We start from the raw sequence: 19205 nt of genomic DNA on the forward strand, positions 1-19205 counted from the left end.
GACAACTGCATAGGCTCTCGGAACACCCCGAGCATGCCCACCGATCACCCCGGGCGCACCGGGAAACTCCAAGATCCCCGACAGAGTCAAGCTAGTGCTGTGCCCACCACGTGCCTGCTGCCCCGCCGGCGAGGGATGCCAGGTGACGAGCCATCCGGGGATGCGTTGAACGGTCAAGTGCAGTCCTCCGACGCGGAGTTCGAGCGTGGGGCGGGTCGCGCTCTTTGTGTCCATGCTGCGAGTCGTAGTCATGGTTTGCAGTCCTCTCGCTGGCTTCGGTCATGCGGCTTGCATGTCCTCTGGTTCCTGTCGCGCGCCGTTGCGCGACGGCGATCGGAGAAGGGACACAACGCTATGCAGCGATGAGGGACGGCCGGGTTCACGCGAGCCAAGTCCCGTCCTTCTGCAGCGGATTCTCGGGTGCTGTGATCAGGGGCAACTTGGCCTGGTGGTGTGCTTCGAGCTAATCCCGGAGAGCTTCACCGCCCCAAGGCGTATCGCGCTGATTACGGGAAAAGCGTATCGCTCCCGCCCCCCAGGCCGTCATGAGCTCTATGCGTACAAAAGCGGTGGCGGAAGTTTGACGCTATGGACAGCGCCACGAAGGGCGGCTCTTGGCGGTTTCGATTCCGGGCGGTGGGGGCGTGTCTGACGTGCGGTCATGTTGCGATCCACCCGCAGGTAGCGACGGCGGTGGCGTGGGCAGCGCGAAGGTTCCGAAGGGGCACCGAAGCCCCTTGGGTGCCGGACGCAGCCACTCCGTCGCCGAGTTCGTCACTTTTCCGCGCAGCCACGCGTGTGTACGTACCCCTGACCCTGCGCAGACTCCAGCGCTACTACCTGCACCCCGGGGGCCCGAGGAGATGCCCCCGTGCCCGATGGCCCCGCCCCTCCCGTGCTTGGTACCTGGTGCCCCGAACTGACTGTCCGTGGCGGACGCTGGGCCGCTCACGAGCGTGAGGCGACCGCACTACGGGAGCCATCTTGGGGAACGGGTAAGGGAGGCACAAGAAGGCCCTGCGCGGTCCGCTCGGCGCGGTGAACGACGAGAATCCAGACGTGGAAGGGGTGGCGTCCCGGTTGTGGGTTGCCACCATCGACGCCGCGTCGTATGCCGCCGTGGACCGGGATGAGAAGTCGGACGACCGGTTCACCGTGTGGCAGCACGGACCGCGTCGAGACCGCCCCGCCCCGGAGCGGTTCGGCCCGACGGTGACCACGACGGTCTGGTCCGCGCGGCTGGACAAGCCCGATCAGGACGTCCCCTGGCCGGGCTGAACCGCAAGGCGGCCCCGCCTGTGCGCTCTCCCGTAGCGCATGGGCGGGGCTTTCTACTTGCCCGCGTGCGCTCGCACGCCCCTCAGGCCGATCACGCCGACGGCCGTCCCTAGGATGAACGACGTGACAGCGAGGGTGAGGTGGACCCAGAAGTACGCGGTCGGGTTTCCCGCGTCGTCGAAGGCGAGACCGCTCCCGTCCTTCCAGAGGTTCTTCGCGAAGGTCACCCAGATCACCCAAGACCAGACGCCGAACGCGAGCAGGAACCAGGAGACGCGGCGGCTGAGCTTCATGGGGTGTCCTTCGGAGTGGGGTGGCCATGCCCTGCCAGTATCGAACGGGTCTGCGGCGATCTTGCGGCAGGGTCTCTGTAGCGAAAGATGGGGGTTCGGGGCGTGTTCGCCTTTCTGTTGGTCCTGGTCGTGGTCCTCGCCGTGCTCGGCGGCGTCCACTGGTACGTGTGGCGGCGCCTCGTGCGCGATGTGACGGCGCCCGGCGGGCTGCCGCGCCGTCTGGGTACGGCCGCCGCCGTTGCCCTGCCGCTGCTGTCGCTCGCGGCCCTGACCTCCTCGCGCGCCGGTGCCCCCTTCTGGTTCCAGCAGGTCGTCGCCTGGCCGGGGTTCCTGTGGCTCGCCCTGCTCCTGTACGTGACCCTGGCCCTGGTCGTCGGCGAGGCCGTGCGGCCCGTCCTGCGCGCCCGCCTCGACCGCCGCGTGCGGGCAGCGGCCCCGGCGGCGCCCGCGCCCGCTCCGGCTCCCGTCCCCGAGCCCGTGTCCGTACCCGAGGCGGCTCCCCAGGCGGCCGCCGCGCCCGCGCCCGAACCCGAACCCGAGCCCCCGGCCGCGCCTCCCGCCGACGCGCCGTCCGAGGTCTCCCGGCGGCTCTTCGTCTCGCGCGTCGTCGGTGGCTCCGCCGCGGCCGTCGCGCTCGGGACCGTCGGGTACGGCACGTACGGCGTGCTGCGCGGGCCCCGGGTCAAGCGCGTCACCGTCCCGCTCGCCAAGCTGCCGCGCGCCGCCCACGGCTACCGGATCGCCGTCGTCTCCGACATCCACCTCGGGCCGATCCTGGGGCGCGCCCACAGCCGGCGGATCGTGGACACGATCAACTCCACCCAGCCCGACCTGATCGCGATCGTCGGCGACCTCGTCGACGGCACCGTCGAGAACCTCGGCCCCGCCGCCGAACCGCTCGCCGACCTCCGCGCCCGCCACGGCTCCTTCTTCGTGACGGGCAACCACGAGTACTTCTCGGGCGCCGACGCCTGGGTCGACCACGTACGCGAGCTCGGCCTGCGCCCGCTGCGCAACGAGCGCGTGGAGATCGCGGGCGGCTTCGACCTCGCGGGCGTCGACGACGTCGCGGGGGAGAGCGAGGGGCAGGGTCCCGACTTCGGCCGCGCCTTCGGCGACCGCGACCGGGCCCGCGCCGCCGTCCTCCTCGCGCACCAGCCGATCGTCATCCACGACGCCGTACGCCACGGCGTGGACCTCCAGCTCTCCGGTCACACCCACGGCGGCCAGCTCTGGCCGGGCGGCTACCTCGCCGAGCTGGCCAACCCGACGGTCGCGGGGCTCGAACAGTACGGAGACACCCAGCTGTACGTCTCGCGGGGCGCGGGCGCCTGGGGACCCCCGGTCCGGGTCGGCGCGCCCTCCGACATCACCCTCGTCGAACTCGCCTCGAAACAGGCGTAATCGGAAGAGGTCACTCCTTGCGTCGAGGTTGATACGTGCCGCTCATCGACTTAAATTCGCATATCCCGGACATATACCTGCTGTGTGAAAGTTTTTCCTTCCCCTTGTGAAAGCCGTGTGATTGGCTGACGGCAATGCGGCGTTTTTCGGGGGGGCGTCCGCCTGGGGTGGTACGAAAAAAGGAAGCACGGCAAAATGCGGTCGACGGTCCGTCTGCGGATCCTCATCACTTGTGGAGTACTGGTGGCGGCCGGAGTCGGGGGCTGGCAACTCCTGCCCTCCGACGAACTCCGGACCGATCCGATCAGCGTCGGCACAACCGACGAAGTCACTTCACTCGACCCGGCCGGCGCGTACGACGCCGGTTCCTGGGCCATGTACAGCAACGTCTTCCAGTCGCTGCTGACGTTCAAGCCGGGATTCACGACTCCCGTGCCGGACGCGGCGGAGAGCTGCAAGTTCGTGGGGGCCAAGCTCACCACGTACCAGTGCACGCTCCGCGACGACCTCACCTTCGCCGGCGGGCGCAAGGTGACGAGCGAGGACGTCGAGTACTCCTTCGAGCGGATGCTGCGCATCAAGACGGACGTCGGTCCGCAGCCGCTCTTCCCGACGCTGAAGGACGTCGAGGCCGACGGCCGCACCGTCACCTTCCACCTCAGCGGCCGGGACGCCACCTTCCCGCTGAAGGTGGCGACGGGCGCCGGCTCGATCGTCGACAAGGACAAGTACCCGGCCGACAAGCTGCGCACGGACCTGACCGTCGACGGCTCGGGCCCGTACGTCCTCAAGGAGTACAAGCCGGGCGAGTCCGCGCGTCTGGAGCCCAACCCGGCGTACAGGGGTGCCATCACGAAGGCCGGCGGGCCGGTCCTCGTGAAGTACTTCGGCAAGTCCGAGGACCTCGCCACCGCGTGGACGTCGCGGCAGGTCGACGTCACGCACCGGCAGCTGCCGCCGGAGTTCCTGTCGAAGCTGGAGAGCCAGACCGAGGGCGGGACGCGCCTCACGGAGGCCGAGAGCGCGGAGATCCGCAATCTCAACTTCAACGTCCGGCCCGGCTCGCCGATGGCGGACAAGGCCGTGCGCCAGGCCGTCGCCGCGCTCATCGACCGCCCGGAGATCACCACGGGCGCGTACAAGGGCACCGTCGAGCCGCTGTACTCCCTCATCCCGCAGGGCTTCGTCGGGCACAGCACGGCGTTCTACGACAACAACCCCGCGCCGAGCGTGGCGAAGGCGAAGAAGCTCCTGAAGGACGCCGGGGTGACGACGCCGGTACGGTTCACCTTCGGCTTCCGCCAGGACGCCACCTATGCCGCCGAGACCAACGAGATCAAGCAGCAGCTGGAGGAGTCCGGCCTCTTCAAGGTGAAGGTCGTCGAGGCCGACTGGAAGAGCTTCCAGAAGGCGTACGCCCGGGGCTCCTACGACGCGTACACCGTCGGCTGGCTGCCCGACTTCCCCGACTCCGACAGCTTCACCGCGCCGCTCGTCGGCACGGCGAACACCCTGCACAACGGCTTCTCCAGCAAGCGGATCGACGCGCTGGTCGCCTCGACGCAGCAGTACAGCGACCGGTCCCGGGCGACCGGTGACTTCCGGGAGATCCAGACCGAGGTCGCCGACGAGGTCCCGCTGGTCCCGCTGTGGCAGAAGAAGGACTACGTCCTCGCCACGGAGGCCGTGGGCGGCTCCCAGTACCTCACGGACGGCACCGGCATCTGGCGCCTCTGGGAGCTCAACTGGATCTAAGACGTGATCCGCGATGCACCAGAGGGTGAGTCGCGGGTCGCAGTCGTGGTGGGGGTCGGGCGCTCCAGCGTGGGCACGCACGGGGCGTGTCTCCTCTGGGGCGCTCGGTCCCGCCGTCCGGCGGTTCGGGGAGCAAACGAGGAGCCGACCCCGAAGGTCATTCCGTTAGGAGTTCTAAGGCTGTCACGGGGCGGACGGCTTCGGGGCGGCGCGCTTGGGCATGCCCGAGGCCGCCATTCCGGCCGCCGTCGGCATGAAGTCGGAGAGCAGCTCGTGCGTCTCCTTGACGAGCGGGCGGAGGATCCGGAAGCGGGAGAGCGAGATCGCGCGGGCCGTGACCGGCGCGAGCCGCTCGACGAGCCGCCGGCTGTTCGCGGCGCCCTCCGAGCGGTCGTACACCCAGAACAGCACGAGGCCCATCTGCTGGAGCCACAGCAACTGCGGGAGCGCCTCCCGCAGTTCCGGGTCGACCTTCACCGAAGCGCCGGAGATGACCCGCCGGTGGACCTCGATCGCCGCCTCGCGCGGGCCCTCCGACTCCGGTGAGAACGGGCTGAGCGGGCTGTCCGGGTCGGCGGCGTTCTTGAAGAACTGCGCCGCGAACGCGTGGTACGGCTCCGCGATGTCGAGCCAGCCGAGGTAGACCCCGCGGATCCGGGCCGTCAGGTCCTTCTCGTCGCTGGTCAGGAGGGGCTCGACGGCCGCCTGGTGCTCCTCGGCGATCCGGTCGTAGAAGCCCTGGACGAGGTGCTCCTTGGACGAGAAGTAGTAGTACGCGTTGCCGACGGAGACCCCGGCCTCCTGGGCGATGGCCCGCATCGTCGTCTTGTCGTAACCGCGCTCCTTGAACAGCCGGAGCGCGGTTTCGAGGATGAGCGTGCGGGTCTGCTCGCTCTTCGGGGCCTTCTTCTCGTCGGCCTTCTTCTCTTGCGTCACGGGACTGAGCCTAGTCGGGCGGATCGGGCACTTCGCAGCGCCCGCCCTCGCAGCGCCCGCCCTCGCAGCGCCCGCCCTCGCAGCGCCCGCCCTCGCAGCGTCGGCCCTCGTAGCGCCCGCCCTCGTAGCGGCTGTCCTCGCAGTGCCCGCACTCGTCCTCGCCGTGCCCGGCCGCGTCCTCGCCGGCGGGCCCCTTGAGGGCCTCCCGCCATTTCGCGGCGGCGAGGACGGTCACCCGGGCGAAGGGCTGCCCGGCCGGGGTGGCCAGCCAGTGGGCCTTGGCCCGGTGGTCGGCGAGCGCCCAGAGGCAGACGATCCAGGCGTTCGTCTCCCGGTAGACCTGCCCCCGGTCCCCGACCACCGTGATCTCCCGCAGCGTGGCGGAGTGGTCGAGGTCCGGGAAGCGGCGCCGGGCTTCCTGGGAGCCGGCCGGGACGAGGTCCAGCGGCACGAGCTGCCGCTGCCGCAGCAGCCAGTGCCTCAGGTGGACGCAGAGCGGGCAGTCGGCGTCGTACAGCACGGTCAGGCGTCCGACGGGGGTCGGCACGGCTCAGCCCTGGGGTGCGGGCGGGGCCCAGGGGCCGCCCTTGGGGGTGGCGGTCCAGCCCTGCGGACCGACCGGCGGCACCTGCTCGCGCTCCATGACGCCGCGGCGGCGGATCTTGTTGAGTACGTAGACGTTGCCCAGGTGCATCACGCCGAGGACGAGCAGGACGACGCCGAGCTTGACGGACAGCGCCTCGAAGAGCGCGCGGGCGTCGAGGACGGCCGCCTCCTGGCTCAGGTAGAGGGCGACGAAGCCGAAGTTGACGAGGTAGAAGCCGACCACGAGGAGGTGGTTGACGGCCTCCGCGAGCTTCTCGTTCCCGTGCAGGACGTCGGCCAGGAAGATCCTTCCGTTGGCGCTGAGCGTGCGGGCGACCCAGACGGTCAGCGCCACGCTGATCAGCAGGTAGACGATGTACGCGATGACAGTGAGGTCCATGCCCCACCCTCCCTTGAACGCGTTCAAAAGCTGTTGGGCATGACTGTAGACCTACTCTTGAACGTGTTCAAGTCGCTGGGTGTCGCCGCCTCGAACCAGTGGCCTTCCGCATCCGCCCCGCCTAGGGTCGGCGGGTGACGCTCTCTCATGACCTGGCCGGCCAAGGCCCCTCGACCGTCGTCCTGCTGCACTCCGGGGTCTGCGACCGCCGGATGTGGGACGGCCAGTTCGCCGCACTCGCCGAAGCGGGCCACCGCGTCGTCCGCTGCGACCTGCGCGGCTTCGGCGACACCCCCGTCGACGCCCCGCACACCCACGCCGACGACGTCCGGGACCTCCTCGACCACCTCGGCGCCGACCGCGCCGCCCTCGTCGGCTCCTCCTTCGGCGGCCACGTCGCCCTGGAGTTCGCCGCCCGCCACCCCCACCGCGTCACCGCGCTCGCCCTGCTCGGCTCCGCCAGCCCCTGCATGGAGCCGAGCGAGGAGCTGCGGGCCTGGGGCGGCCGCGAGGACGCCCTCCTGGAGGCCGGCGACCTCGACGCCGCCGTCGAGCTCAACGTCGACACCTGGCTCGGGCCCGAGGCCGACGAGACCGCCCGCGCCTTCGTACGGACGATGCAGCGGCGCGCCTTCGACGTCCAGCTCGCCGCCCCCGAGGAGTTCGGCCCGGTCGACGCCGGGGTCACCCGGGACGAGCTCGCCCGGATCGAGGTCCCCGCGCTCGTCGTCAGCGGCGTCCACGACGTGCCCGACTTCCGGGCCGTCGCCGACGACCTCGCGGGCCTCCTGCCGGCCGCCCGCAAGCTCGACCTCGACTGGGCCGGACACCTCCCGGCCCTGGAGCGCCCGGACGAGACCGCCCGACTGCTCACCGCCTTCCTGGCGGAGGTCGCCGTCCGCCCGTGACGCCCCCTCAGCGGAAGCGCCGCACCCCCGGGACGAGTGCCGTACCGAGACAGCAGCCACCCACCATGACCGCGGCGGCGAGCAGCGGCACCTCGGGCCCCCAGGCGGAGGCGGCGAGCGGCGCCAGGGCGTAGCCCAGCGGCATCGCGGCCAGCGAGAGCAGCCAGTCGTACGAGGTGACCCGGGCGAGCGCGTGGTCGGGCACCGCCCGCTGGACGGCGGTGTCCCACACGGGGGAGAGGAAGCCGAGCCCCGCCTGCGCGAGCCCGTAGGCCGCGATCGTCAGTGGCGCGGGCGCGGCCACGGCGAGCAGGACCAGCGGCAGGGCGTACGTGGCGAGACCGAGGTTCGCCGTGAGGATCGGGCGCCGGGGGCGGGCCCGGTCGGCGAGCAGCGACCCGACGAGGAAGCCGACGGCGCCGACCTGGAGCAGGACGACCCAGGTCGCGCCGCCGCCCAGCCGCTGCACGGCGACGGCGGGCCCGAGGGTCATCAGGACGGCCGCGGCGCCGTTCCAGGCGCTGTGGCCGATCAGGCTGGTCCAGTACCAGTCGCGGGAGCGGACCTCCTGCCAGCCCTCCGCGAGGTCGGCGCGGAGCGAGCGGCGCGGGATCGGCACCCTCTTCACCCGTACGGCCGCCAGGAGCAGGGCGCTGAGGGCGAAGGTGGCGGCGTCCAGGACGAACGCCCAGCCCGGCCCGACGGTCAGCACGAGCGTGCCCGCGAGCGCCGGTCCGCCGAGCCTGGTGGCGCTCCGGGCCACCCCCATCGCCGCGTTGGCGCGGTGCAGCGCCTCGGGCGCCACGGTCCCCTTCACGAGCGGCGAGTTTGTCGGCATCGCGAAGGCGCCGGCCGCCCCGCCGAGCGCCTCGGCGACCGCGAGGACGGCGAGGCTCGGGGCGCCGCCGAGCAGCTGCGCGCCGACGAGGAGCTGCGTGGCGCAGCGCACGAGGTCGGTGGCGAGCGCGACCGTACGGGCGTCGAAGCGGTCGCCGACGACGCCGCCGAGCGGCAGCAGGAGCAGCTTGGGGACCATCGCGCAGCCGAGGACGAGGGCGAGCGCGGTCGTCGAGCCGGTGGCCTCCAGGACGGCGAGGGCGAGGGCGGCGGGGATCGCGGCGTCACCCAGGAGCGAGAGGGTGCGGCCGGTGAAGAGGAGGCGGAAGGAGCGCGTGCGGAGGGGGTGGGGGGCGGGAGCGGGCGCGGCGGTGCGCACGGGTGCGGCGGGCATGATCCCGAGAGTATTTCGGTTCCGAATAATTCGTCAACGAAATACTTTCCCCTGGGGCGGGCCCGTCCACCGACGTACGATCACCTCATGGCGCCCCCCGACGAACCGCGTGCCCCCGGCGAAACCGGCGAACCCCGCGAAACCGGCGAACCCCGCGAAACCGGCGAACCGCACGAGCCGCGCGACTGGACCGACGAGCACGTCGCCCGCTGGCAGCCCGTCCTGCCCGGCCTCGACCCCGTCGTCGAGGGCGCCGTCACCCGGATGAAGAAGCTCTCCGTCCACCTCCGCCGGGTCAGGGAGCAGTCCCTCGTCGACTTCGACCTGGAGCGCCACGAGTTCGACACCCTCCACAAGCTCGCGGGCCGCGGCGGCACCGCCGCCCCCTCCGAGCTCGCCCAGGACCTCGACCTCGCCCCCGCCTCCGTCTCCGGCCGCCTCGACGCCCTGGAGAAGCGCGGATTCGTCCGCCGTACGCAGTCCACGACCGACCGGCGCCGGGTCGTCGTCGAGCTCACCGAATCCGGCCACCAGACCTGGCTCGGCGCCATGGACGTCCTCGGCCACGAGGAGTACCGCCTCCTCGGCGTCCTCTCCGCCGAGGAGCGGAACCGGCTCAACGACCTGCTGCGCCGCGTCATGATCGAGGCGGAGAGCGGCGAGCACGTCCGCCACTGGGGCTGAGGGGGGCGAACCCCGCCCCGGAGAGCGTCAGACGCTGAGCGAGCGCGCGTAGTTGATCTGCGCCATCGCCCAGTGGATGGTGTCCGGGCGCACCGCCGGGATCATCGTGGCGTGGTGCTTGCCCCCGCTGTTGACCGTGACCTGCACGAAGCCCGTCGTCGTCTGCTCCTTCATCAGCAGGAACAGCAGCCCCAGGCCGCAGGCCGCGACGAAGAGACAGGCCAGCACGATGCCGACCGTCGAGATCTTCTCCTCGGTACGCGACAGGTCCATCGCGTTCCACACCGCGCCCCTGAGCGGCATCGGCCCGGCCGGGGTGAGGATCTGGTCACCGACCACGCTGATGTCCCCGATGGCGAACGACGGCGCCCCGCCCGTCGGGTACTGCGGCGGCACGACGACCCCGCCCGGCAGCGTCGGCTGGTAGGCCGGCGCCTGGTACGGCCCCGGTCCCGCCCCCGGCGTCGCGTCCTGCGGATACCCGTACGCCGGAGTGCCGGGCCCCTGGCCGGGCCCCCACTGGTACTCCCCGTCCGCGTAAGGATTCGGCTCGCTCATCAGTCCCCGCTCTCGAATACGACAAAGCCCGCTCCTGCACGCGCAGCGTACAGAAGCGGGCGTTTACAGCCGGACCAGATGTCAGAAGCGACGCGTGATCAGCGCGCGCTTGACTTCCTGGATCGCCTTCGTGACCTCGATGCCGCGGGGGCACGCGTCGGTGCAGTTGAAGGTCGTGCGGCAACGCCACACGCCGTCCTTGTCGTTCAGGATCTCCAGGCGCTGCTCGCCCGCCTCGTCACGCGAGTCGAAGATGAAGCGGTGCGCGTTGACGATCGCGGCCGGACCGAAGTACTGGCCGTCGTTCCAGAAGACCGGGCAGGACGACGTGCACGCGGCGCACAGGATGCACTTCGTGGTGTCGTCGAAGCGCTCGCGGTCCTCGGCGGTCTGCAGACGCTCGCGCGTCGGCTCGTTGCCCTTGGTGACCAGGAACGGCATGACGTCCCGGTACGCCTGGAAGAAGGGCTCCATGTCGACCACGAGGTCCTTGAGCACCGTCAGGCCCTTGATGGCCTCGACCGTGATCGGCTTCTCGGGGTTGATGTCCTTGATCAGCGTCTTGCAGGCGAGCCTGTTCTTGCCGTTGATCCGCATCGCGTCCGAGCCGCAGATGCCGTGCGCGCACGACCGGCGGAAGGTCAGCGTGCCGTCGACGTCCCACTTGATCTTGTGGAGGGCGTCGAGGACGCGCTCCTTCGGGTCGATCTCGATCTGGAAGTCTTCCCAGACCGAGGCGTCCGAGATCTCGGGGTTGAAGCGGCGGATCCGCATCGTCACCGTGATGTACGGGGAGGCGGCGGACTCCGCCTCGACCTTGTCCAGTACGGGGGTAGCCATCAGTACTTACGCTCCATCGGCTGGTAGCGGGTCTGGACGACCGGCTTGTAGTCGAGACGGACGGTCTCGGAGCCGTCCTCGCCGACCTCGCGGTACGCCATGGTGTGGCGCATGAAGTTGACGTCGTCGCGGTTCGGGTAGTCCTCGCGGTAGTGACCGCCGCGGGACTCCTTGCGCGCCAGGGCCGAGACGGCCATGACCTCGGCCAGTTCGAGCAGGTTGCCCAGCTCGATGGCCTCCAGGAGGTCGGTGTTGAAGCGCTTGCCCTTGTCCTGGATGGACACGTTCTCGTAGCGCTCGCGCAGCTCGGCGATCTTCTCGACGGCCGTCTTGATCGTCTGCTCGGTGCGGAACACCATGACGTTGGCGTCCATGGTCTCCTGCAGCTCGCGGCGGATGTCCGCCACGCGCTCGTGACCCGTGGAGTTGCGCAGCTTCTCGATCGTCGAGGCGACGAGGGACTCCGGGTTCTCCGGCAGCTCGACGTAGTCGTGCTTGGCGGAGTACTCGGCGGCGGCGATGCCGGAGCGCTTGCCGAAGACGTTGATGTCGAGCAGCGAGTTGGTGCCGAGGCGGTTGGCGCCGTGCACCGACACGCAGGCGACCTCGCCGGCCGCGTACAGACCCGGGACGACGGTGGTGTTGTCCGAGAGGACCTCACCCTCGACGTTGGTCGGGATGCCGCCCATGGCGTAGTGCGCGGTGGGCTGGATCGGGATCGGGTCCGTGTACGGCTCGATGCCGAGGTACGTACGGGCGAACTCGGTGATGTCCGGGAGCTTGGCGTCGAGCTGCTCCGGCGGGAGGTGCGTCAGGTCCAGGTAGACGTGGTCGCCCTCGGGACCGCAGCCGCGGCCCTCGCGGATCTCCGTGTAGATGGAGCGGGAGACGACGTCACGGGACGCGAGGTCCTTCATGACCGGCGCGTACTTCTCCATGAAGCGCTCGCCGTCCTTGTTGCGGAGGATGCCGCCCTCACCGCGGGCGCCCTCCGTCAGCAGGATGCCCATGCGCCAGATGCCCGTCGGGTGGAACTGGAAGAACTCCATGTCCTCCAGGGGCAGGCCGCGGCGGTAGCACGCGGCCTGGCCGTCACCGGTCAGGGTGTGGGCGTTGGAGGTCACCTTGAAGAACTTGCCCGTGCCGCCGGAGGCGTAGATGACGGACTTCGCCTGGAACACGTGGAGCTCGCCGGTGGCGAGCTCGTACGCGACCACGCCGGCCGACTTCTTGACGCCGTCCTCCTCGACCAGGAGCTGGTCCAGGACGTAGAACTCGTTGAAGAACTCCACACCCTCCTTGACGCAGTTCTGGTACAGCGTCTGGAGGATCATGTGGCCGGTGCGGTCCGCGGCGTAGCAGGACCGGCGGACCGGGGCCTCGCCGTGGTTGCGTGAGTGACCGCCGAAGCGGCGCTGGTCGATGGTGCCGTTCGGGGTCCGGTTGAACGGCAGGCCCATCTTCTCCAGGTCGAGGACGGCGTCGATGGCCTCCTTCGCCAGGATCTCGGCGGCGTCCTGGTCGACCAGGTAGTCACCGCCCTTGACCGTGTCGAAGGTGTGCCACTCCCAGTTGTCCTCCTCCACGTTGGCGAGCGCGGCGGCCATGCCGCCCTGCGCCGCGCCCGTGTGGGAGCGGGTGGGGTAGAGCTTCGTCAGGACGGCGGTGCGGCTGCGCTTCGTCGCCTCGATGGCGGCGCGCATGCCGGCGCCGCCGGCGCCGACGATGACGGTGTCGTACTTGTGGATCTTCATGACGTGGATTACCTCAGCCCCGTGCCTAGCGGATGTTCGGGTCGAAGGTGAAGATCACCAGCGTGCCCAGAAGGATGGTGAACACCGTGGCGGTGTACAGCAGGCCCTTGAGCCACAGGCGCGTGTTGGCCCGCTCCGCGTAGTCGTTGATGACCGTACGGAGGCCGTTGGCGCCGTGCAGCATGGCGAGCCAGAGCATCAGGAGGTCCCAGACCTGCCAGAACGGGGACGCCCAGCGGCCGGCCACGAAGGCGAAGCCGATCTTGGAGACGCCGCCGTCGAGGAAGAGCTGGATCAGCAGGTGGCCGAGGACCAGGACCACGAGCACGATGCCGGAGAGGCGCATGAAGAGCCACGCGGCCATCTCGAAGTTGCCGCGGGTCGCCTTCGGCGTCTTGCCGGTGCGCTTGCGCGGGGCCTCGATGTACGGCGCGGGGTTGTCCACGTCGTACTGGGCGCCCTCGACGGGGCCGATGGCGGCGGAGGAGGTGGTGTCAGCAGACATATCTGGCGTCAGCTCCCGAACAGTTCACGTGCGGCGTGGCCGAGGACGGGGTACAGCGAGCCCGCCATCAGCACGACCCAGATGCCCACGACGGTCCAGAGCATCTGCTTCTGGTAGCGCGGGCCCTTGGACCAGAAGTCCACGGCGATGACACGGAGACCGTTCAGCGCGTGGAAGAGGATGGCGGCGACGAGGCCGTACTCCAGAAGAGCGACGATCGGCGTCTTGTAGGTCGCGACGACCTCGTCGTACGCCTCGGGGGAGACGCGGACGAGAGCGGTGTCCAGCACGTGTACGAACAGGAAGAAGAAGATGAGGACGCCGGTGACTCGATGAGCCACCCAGCTCCACATTCCTTCCCGGCCGCGGTACAGCGTTCCAGCCGGCACGGAAAAACCCTCCGGGAGCGGGGATCAGGGTCGGCCGGCTTCTCTGTCGGTCTGACCCGGCCGGGTACGGTCCACCGGCCCCGGTCATCGTAGCGACGACTTGTCGGTTCGCTCGCGCGGGGTCCATCGGTGTGATCAAACAGGCACGGACGGGCTATCCCACAAGCCGAAATCGCCAGGTTCCGGTCGGATTCACGCTTCGGAGTGTCGTCGTGTGAGCCCCTCGGCGAGCCGGAAGGCCAGCCGGGCGCGGGCCAGCCGCCTCAGTTCGTCGGCGGCGATCACGCGCTCCTCCTCCGGTTCGTTGCCGAGACGTGACCGAATGCCTGCCAATACCTGGTCGAGACGCTCTTTTGGCCTTACTCCTTCGAGGCTGATCACGAACGCGTGTCCGAAGCTGCTCTCGTACGCGGCGTGGGCGGCCCGCAGCGCGGTCCGCGCCGCCGGCGGGGCGTCGGGGTGCGGCGGGGCGGAGGACTCGGCGGCCAGCGCTCCGTCGAGATCGGCGCGGGACAGGTCGTAACCGGCCTCGTCGGCGGCGGCGAGCAGGGCGTCGACCGTCGGGTACGGGCGGTGCGCGGCCACTCGTTCGGCCCAGCGGGCGCTGTGGCAGCAGGAGAGGAGCAGGGCCTCGGCCTCGGCGGGCGAGGCGGCGTTGAAGCGTGTGAGCCCGTGGGTCGCGGGGTGGAGGGCCGGCAGGGGCGAGGGGCCCTTGTGCTGGGCGGGTATGGCAGGCGTGTCCGTGGAGCCCGGTTTCCGGCAGGGGGCATGGGTGTCGCTGGTCAGCGTGGGCTCCGGTACTCCGGGACGGGTGGGGTGGACGTGACTCAACGTTATCGACGGTACGGGGGAAGTGTCCGACGGATGCGCGAATTTCACCCGGAAGGGAGAGTTTCGGAACATGTGATGGACGATCCGGTTCCGTTCCCTCGATTGGCCGGACGGCCTTGCGTACGGGAGGATTCCGAATGATGCGGTACTCCATACGGGTGCCCCGCGGGGGCACCGCGCTGATGGCGACCGCGGTGGCACTGGCCACCGTGGCGGCCTGTTCGAACGGCTCTCCTTCCGGGGCGCCGTCCCCCTCCGGCGGTACGCCCACGAGCGCGGCGCCCACGAGCGCACCGCCCTCCCCGACGCCGACCCCGACACCCACCAGGACGTACCCCCTCTCCACCGCGCCCCGCACGGTCCCCGCCGTCCGCGACCACGAGGCCGCCCGCGGTCCGGGCTGGAAGCCCGCGGCCACGGCCGGGATCGTCCTCGGGCCGGACAGCGCGGGCCTCGCCGACGAGGGGAAGCTGCTCGCGGGGGAGCTCGGCGTCCCGTACCGCGGCGCCGTCGCCGCCGGACCCGGCGACGTCGAGCTGGCCCTGGGCGGGAAGGGCGCCCCCGAGTCGTACACCCTGACCGTCCGCGACGACCGGGTGCGGATCACCGGCCCCGACGAGGCCGGGGTCTTCTACGGCACCCGGACGCTCAAGCAGTCGGTCAAGGCCACCGGCGCGATGCCCGAGGGAACGGTCACCGACCGGCCGGCGAAGCCGCAGCGCGGACTGAACCTCGACCTCGCCCGCAAGTTCTTCACCGCGGAGTGGATCGAGGCCCGCCTCCGGGAGATGGCCGACCTCAAGCTCAACCAGTTCGGTCTGCACTTCTCCGACGACCAGGGCTTCCGGATCGCCTCGGACACCCACCCCGAGATCGTCTCGGCCCAGCACCTCACCAAGGCGGAGATCCGCCGGATCCTCGCCCTCGCGCGGACCCTGCACATCACCGTCGTGCCCGAGATCGACTCGCCGGGACACCTCGGCGCCGTCCTGCGCGCGTACCCGGACCTCCAGCTGCGCAACGTCCAGGGGGTCCCGCGCCAGGGCGCGATCGACATCTCCAAGCCGGCGTCCGCGCGGCTCGTCGACGAGCTGCTGCGCGAGTACGCCGCCCTCTTCCCCGGCGGCTGGTTCCACGTCGGCGCCGACGAGTACCAGGCGCTCACCGTCCGCTCGCCCGAGGCCTCCTATCCGCAGCTGGCCACGGCGGCCCGCCAGAAGTACGGCGCCGAGGCGGGTGTCCAGGACCTGGCGGAGGGGTGGCTGAACGACCGCGCGGCGGTGGTGCGCGGCACCGGTAAGACGACCAAGGCCTGGAACGACGGCTTCTTCCGCGGCGGGGTCGTCCACGCGGACAAGGGCATCGAGGTCGAGTACTGGACCGGCAAGGAGATCGGGGCCAGGCCGCCGGCCGAGTACCTGGCCGAGGGACGCGAGGTCGTGAACCTCAACGACGAGTACCTCTACTACGTCCTCGGCGAGCCGAACCAGTTCACGTACCCCACCGGCCGCCGCATCTACGAACAGTGGACGCCGCTCGTCCTGCGCGGCACGACCCCCGTCTCCGCGCGGTACGACTCCCAGATCCTGGGCGCCCGCTTCGCGGTCTGGTGCGACCTGTCCCGCTCGCAGACCCAGGCGCAGGTGGCGGCGGGCATCCGGCTGCCCCTGGCGGCCCTCGCCCAGAAGGTCTGGGACCCGGCGAAACCGACGCTGACCTGGGACCAGTTCAGGGCCCTCGCGGCGAAGGTGCGCTGAGCCCGATGTGCTAGCAGAGTGCTGGCAGTGCGGCTAATCTTGTCGCATGGCGACTCTCTACGTGCGAGACCTTTCCGAGGAAGCGCTGACCGAGCTGAAGATAAGGGCCGCCCGCAACAGGCAGTCCCTTCAGGCCTACGCGCGGACCCTGCTGGAGCAGGAGGCCGCGACGCCGTCGCTGGACGACGTGATCGCACGCATCCAGAACCGGGTGACTGCGCGGCTCTCCACCGAAGACGTGCTCGACGAGGTCGACCGGGGAAGGCGGCGTGAGTGATCGTCGTGGACGCGGGTGCGCTGGTCATGCTGCTCTCCGACGCGGGCCCGGTCGGCACCGCGGTGAGGGAGCGGGTGAAGGGGGAGCGGCTGCTCGCCCCCTATCTGGTGGATGTCGAGGTGACATCCGCGCTCCTGGGCAGGCATCGCGGCGGCAAGCTGACCGACCGTGAGCTGGACGACGCCTGCGCGGCCTTCGCCGAACTGCCGCTGCGCAGGTCGGAGCATGTGTTCCTGCTGCCGCGCGTGCGTGAGCTGTATGCGAACCTCAGTGCGTACGACGCCGTGTACGTGGCACTCGCCGAGGGCTTCGGCGTGCCGCTGGTCACGAGTGACGGGCGGATCAAGGACGGTGCGCGTGCCACCCGGGCGAAGTGCCCGGTCGAGGTCTTCAACGAGAAGACCCACGGGGCGTCTTAGGCGACTGTCCGGCCCCTATGCAGCGCGCCGCGCCACTGGCATGATTCCGGCCGCGCAGTGACGAAAAAGCGACCCCCGGCGCAGTAAGGGGAAGTACTGCGTCCGCATCGGGTGGCGAGGAGGCGTCGATGACGTCAGGGTCGGGCCGGAGCCTGCTGGAACTGATCGACGGGGCCGACGAGCGAGGGCTGGCCGCGGCCGGTCTCGCCTGTCTCGACCGCTGTCTGCCGCTGCTCGCCCCCGACGGGGGCGACGTCCTGCGGCCCGTGTGGGCGGCCGTCGCGCGCGGCGACGGCGAGGCGTGGGGCGAGGCCACCGCCAAGGCCCTCGTCGAGTTGGGTGCGGAGGGCGCCGAGGACGTACGCGCCATGCTGGCGACCGCCCCGCCCGGGTGGACCGTCGACGCCCTTCGTGCCTGGGCCGGCGCCTGCTCCGTCACCGCTCTCGTCCTGCACGGCGGGTTCGACGCCGCCGGGGTGCCGGACGGGCTCGTCGAGCGCTGCCGGGCCGGGGACGCGGCCGGCGCGGGCCCGCTGCTCGCCGGGGAGCTCCGCCGCCAGCAGGCCGTCCTCGAATCGGTCGCCCACGGCCCGACCGGACTGCGCCGGGCCCGTGAGCTCTCCGTCGAGGGCGGCCGCGTGCTGCGCGCGGTCGTCTCGCGCCGGGCGCGTACCGCCTGAGGCGCCGTGGGTCAGGACTCCTGGACGGTCGCCGAGGCGATCGTCTCGGAGATCTCCCGCTCCGCCGTGGCCTTGTCGAGGCCGAGGCCGGTCAGTACGCCCTCGCCGTCCTCGTGCTCCAGGAGCGCCAGCAGGATGTGCTCGGTGCCGACGTAGTTGTGACCGAGGCGCAGGGCCTCGCGGAACGTCAGCTCCAGGACCTTCTTCGCCGCCGCGTCGTACGGGACGAGCGCGGGCGCCTCGTCGACGGCCGGCGGCAGGGTCGCGGCGACGGCCTCGCGGACCTGCTCCAGGGTCACGTCCTGCGAGAGGATCCAGTACGCCGCCAGCCCCTCGGGCTCGGCGAGCAGGCCGAGCGCCAGGTGGGCGGTGGTGATCTCGTCGTTCCCGGCGGCCGTGGCCTCGTTCTGGGAGGCCATGACCACGTTCCGCGCGCGGGGCGTGAAGCGGCTGAACCCCGCGTTCGGATCCATCTTCTCCGCGTCCGGCTCCTTGGGGACGAAACGCTTCTGGGCCGCCTGACGGGTGACGCCCATGCTGCGGCCGATGTCGGTCCAGGAGGCGCCGGAGCGCCGGGCCTGGTCCACGAAGTGGCCGATGAGGTGGTCGGCGACATCGCCGAGGTGGTCCGCCGCGATGACCGCGCCGGAGAGCTGCTCCAGCGCGTCGGGGTGGACCTTCTTGATCGCGTCGATGAGCTCGTCGAGACGGACGGGGACATTCATGCCGACTGGATTCGTCATGAGGCAACCGTAGGTTGACAGCCATGAGGTGTCAACCTTCGGTTGACAGTGGAGGCCGTGAGGGGTCTGTCAGCCCTTGCGGACCTCGCGTGGCGCGTGGCTGTAGTGAGCGTGGCCGCGCTCGACCGCCACGAACGCCAGCCGCGGATTGTCGACAAGGGGCGACAGATCCCCGTCGGTCACCCGCGTCGAGCCGGAGAGAATCACCTCGCGAAGGGCCGGATGGTTCGCCACCGGGGCGAGCGAGGTGATGTCGCCGCTGTTCTCCAGTTCGAGGCGCCGCAGTCGGGGAAGGCCGGCGACAAACGTGATCGCATCGGTTTTCGCGGACAACAAGGACACGTCCGTGAGACGGTCCGCCCCGGCCAGCAGCTCGGAATGCGCGAGGCGCCCGTCGTACACGCGGAGTTCGTCGAGTGCGGGAAAAAGACCGGCCCCTTCCATGTCGGTGACATGGTTGCGGACGGATTCGATACGGAGTTTCCGGAGGACGGGCTTGGCACCCAGTACGGAAAGCGACGCGCCTTTCCACTCCGGGATGACGAGGTCCTCGACGGACGTCAGCGCGTGAATACTCCTGGCGCCCGCTGGCCACGGGATCTCCAGTTCCCGCAGGTGCGTGAGCCCGCTCAGGTCCAGCTCTCGCGAGACGGACACGGGCAGGTGCAGCCGTTCGAGCTCCGCGCAGCGCTCCACCGGGGAGAGGTCCGCGATCCCGTTCAGGACTCGGAGGCTGCGAAGGCCCGGGAGGCCGGGCAGGAAGGCGAGATCGGGGCCTGCCGCGCGGCGACGGGTGGGCGCCCCGACCACCAGACCGTCACAGGTGCCGTCCGTGAACCGCTCGGCGTACGCGGGATCCCACTGCTCGTCGGTCACGAACATCTCGGACCGGCCGCCGCGCCGTCGGGTGATCTTCATTTCGGCTACCCCGGGAGAGAAAGGAGGTGGGGGCGGCCTCCGAAGAGACCGCCCCCACCT

The 19205-nt window shown here is 70.6% G+C and carries 22 protein-coding genes; 9 read left to right on the forward strand and 13 right to left on the reverse strand.

Annotation, left to right across the window (positions count from 1 at the left end):
• Positions 1-1038: 1038 nt before the first annotated feature.
• Positions 1039-1278: a hypothetical protein gene (locus tag ACWFR1_RS35675; protein ID WP_453558956.1), complete on the forward strand. Its 240-nt coding sequence runs from the start codon at positions 1039-1041 to the stop codon at positions 1276-1278.
• 53 nt (positions 1279-1331) lie between these two features.
• Here the strand turns inward: ACWFR1_RS35675 and ACWFR1_RS35680 are convergent, their stop codons facing one another.
• Positions 1332-1571, reverse strand: coding sequence for an SCO4848 family membrane protein (locus ACWFR1_RS35680; protein WP_453558959.1), 240 nt, complete (start codon positions 1569-1571; stop codon positions 1332-1334).
• Between the two features lie 102 nt (positions 1572-1673).
• Between ACWFR1_RS35680 and ACWFR1_RS35685 the strand changes: the two genes are divergently transcribed.
• Positions 1674-2975, forward strand: coding sequence for a metallophosphoesterase (locus tag ACWFR1_RS35685; RefSeq protein ID WP_453558962.1), 1302 nt, complete (start codon positions 1674-1676; stop codon positions 2973-2975).
• Between the two features lie 195 nt (positions 2976-3170).
• Positions 3171-4730: an ABC transporter substrate-binding protein gene (locus ACWFR1_RS35690; protein WP_453558965.1), complete on the forward strand. Its 1560-nt coding sequence runs from the start codon at positions 3171-3173 to the stop codon at positions 4728-4730.
• Positions 4731-4913: 183 nt separating this feature from the next.
• On the opposite strand, the gene ACWFR1_RS35695 is transcribed toward ACWFR1_RS35690, so the two are convergent.
• From ACWFR1_RS35695 to ACWFR1_RS35705, 3 genes are read right to left on the reverse strand one after another with little or no spacing between them, the layout of a single operon-like run.
• Positions 4914-5666 (reverse strand): TetR family transcriptional regulator, encoded by a 753-nt coding sequence (locus tag ACWFR1_RS35695; RefSeq protein WP_453558968.1) that lies wholly within the window; start codon positions 5664-5666, stop codon positions 4914-4916.
• Positions 5667-5676: 10 nt separating this feature from the next.
• A complete protein-coding gene (locus ACWFR1_RS35700) occupies positions 5677-6213 on the reverse strand; it encodes a thiol-disulfide oxidoreductase DCC family protein (protein ID WP_453558971.1) in 537 nt (178 codons plus the stop codon).
• Positions 6214-6216: 3 nt separating this feature from the next.
• Positions 6217-6651 carry a hypothetical protein gene (locus ACWFR1_RS35705; RefSeq protein WP_453558974.1) on the reverse strand — a complete coding sequence of 145 codons (435 nt, stop codon included), beginning with the start codon at positions 6649-6651 and terminating at the stop codon, positions 6217-6219.
• 134 nt (positions 6652-6785) lie between these two features.
• Between ACWFR1_RS35705 and ACWFR1_RS35710 the strand changes: the two genes are divergently transcribed.
• A complete protein-coding gene (locus ACWFR1_RS35710) occupies positions 6786-7559 on the forward strand; it encodes an alpha/beta fold hydrolase (RefSeq protein ID WP_453558977.1) in 774 nt (257 codons plus the stop codon).
• Between the two features lie 7 nt (positions 7560-7566).
• On the opposite strand, the gene ACWFR1_RS35715 is transcribed toward ACWFR1_RS35710, so the two are convergent.
• The gene (locus ACWFR1_RS35715) at positions 7567-8790 is read right to left on the reverse strand and encodes an MFS transporter (protein WP_453558980.1); all 1224 of its coding nucleotides are present in this window, start codon (positions 8788-8790) and stop codon (positions 7567-7569) included.
• 87 nt (positions 8791-8877) lie between these two features.
• On the opposite strand from ACWFR1_RS35715, the gene ACWFR1_RS35720 reads away from it, so the two are divergent.
• On the forward strand, positions 8878-9474 hold the full coding sequence (locus tag ACWFR1_RS35720) for a MarR family winged helix-turn-helix transcriptional regulator (RefSeq protein WP_453558983.1): 597 nt from the start codon (positions 8878-8880) through the stop codon (positions 9472-9474).
• A 27-nt stretch (positions 9475-9501) separates the two neighbouring features.
• On the opposite strand, the gene ACWFR1_RS35725 is transcribed toward ACWFR1_RS35720, so the two are convergent.
• From ACWFR1_RS35725 to ACWFR1_RS35750, 6 genes are all read right to left on the reverse strand, one after another.
• Positions 9502-10032, reverse strand: a complete 531-nt coding sequence (locus tag ACWFR1_RS35725) for a hypothetical protein (protein ID WP_453558986.1) — start codon at positions 10030-10032, stop codon at positions 9502-9504.
• 81 nt (positions 10033-10113) lie between these two features.
• Positions 10114-10872 carry a succinate dehydrogenase iron-sulfur subunit gene (locus ACWFR1_RS35730; RefSeq protein WP_024755306.1) on the reverse strand — a complete coding sequence of 253 codons (759 nt, stop codon included), beginning with the start codon at positions 10870-10872 and terminating at the stop codon, positions 10114-10116.
• Complete coding sequence (gene sdhA, locus ACWFR1_RS35735) at positions 10872-12626, reverse strand: succinate dehydrogenase flavoprotein subunit (protein ID WP_453558989.1); 1755 nt, start codon at positions 12624-12626, stop codon at positions 10872-10874. The genes ACWFR1_RS35730 and sdhA overlap by 1 nt, the downstream gene beginning before the upstream one ends.
• A gap of 25 nt (positions 12627-12651) precedes the next feature.
• Positions 12652-13131 (reverse strand): succinate dehydrogenase hydrophobic membrane anchor subunit, encoded by a 480-nt coding sequence (locus tag ACWFR1_RS35740; protein ID WP_453558992.1) that lies wholly within the window; start codon positions 13129-13131, stop codon positions 12652-12654.
• A gap of 8 nt (positions 13132-13139) precedes the next feature.
• On the reverse strand, positions 13140-13520 hold the full coding sequence (sdhC, locus tag ACWFR1_RS35745; RefSeq protein ID WP_015035721.1) for a succinate dehydrogenase, cytochrome b556 subunit: 381 nt from the start codon (positions 13518-13520) through the stop codon (positions 13140-13142).
• 192 nt (positions 13521-13712) lie between these two features.
• Positions 13713-14351: a 2-oxo-4-hydroxy-4-carboxy-5-ureidoimidazoline decarboxylase gene (locus ACWFR1_RS35750; RefSeq protein WP_453558994.1), complete on the reverse strand. Its 639-nt coding sequence runs from the start codon at positions 14349-14351 to the stop codon at positions 13713-13715.
• Positions 14352-14488: 137 nt separating this feature from the next.
• Here ACWFR1_RS35750 and ACWFR1_RS35755 point away from each other — a divergent pair, with 137 nt between their 5' ends.
• The 4 genes from ACWFR1_RS35755 (at position 14489) to ACWFR1_RS35770 (ending at position 17484) form a co-directional block, all read left to right on the forward strand.
• On the forward strand, positions 14489-16108 hold the full coding sequence (locus ACWFR1_RS35755) for a beta-N-acetylhexosaminidase (protein WP_453558997.1): 1620 nt from the start codon (positions 14489-14491) through the stop codon (positions 16106-16108).
• A gap of 46 nt (positions 16109-16154) precedes the next feature.
• Positions 16155-16385 carry a FitA-like ribbon-helix-helix domain-containing protein gene (locus tag ACWFR1_RS35760; RefSeq protein ID WP_453559000.1) on the forward strand — a complete coding sequence of 77 codons (231 nt, stop codon included), beginning with the start codon at positions 16155-16157 and terminating at the stop codon, positions 16383-16385.
• Positions 16382-16804 (forward strand): type II toxin-antitoxin system VapC family toxin, encoded by a 423-nt coding sequence (locus ACWFR1_RS35765; protein ID WP_453559003.1) that lies wholly within the window; start codon positions 16382-16384, stop codon positions 16802-16804. Before ACWFR1_RS35760 ends, ACWFR1_RS35765 begins: the two co-directional genes overlap by 4 nt.
• A gap of 128 nt (positions 16805-16932) precedes the next feature.
• Positions 16933-17484 (forward strand): hypothetical protein, encoded by a 552-nt coding sequence (locus ACWFR1_RS35770; protein ID WP_453559005.1) that lies wholly within the window; start codon positions 16933-16935, stop codon positions 17482-17484.
• Between the two features lie 11 nt (positions 17485-17495).
• On the opposite strand, the gene ACWFR1_RS35775 is transcribed toward ACWFR1_RS35770, so the two are convergent.
• A complete protein-coding gene (locus ACWFR1_RS35775; RefSeq protein ID WP_453559008.1) occupies positions 17496-18227 on the reverse strand; it encodes a Clp protease N-terminal domain-containing protein in 732 nt (243 codons plus the stop codon).
• Positions 18228-18296: 69 nt separating this feature from the next.
• On the reverse strand, positions 18297-19145 hold the full coding sequence (locus ACWFR1_RS35780; protein ID WP_453559011.1) for a hypothetical protein: 849 nt from the start codon (positions 19143-19145) through the stop codon (positions 18297-18299).
• Between the last annotated feature and the right edge of the window lie 60 nt (positions 19146-19205).

The sequence above is a fragment of the Streptomyces sp. NPDC055103 genome (assembly GCF_053607625.1).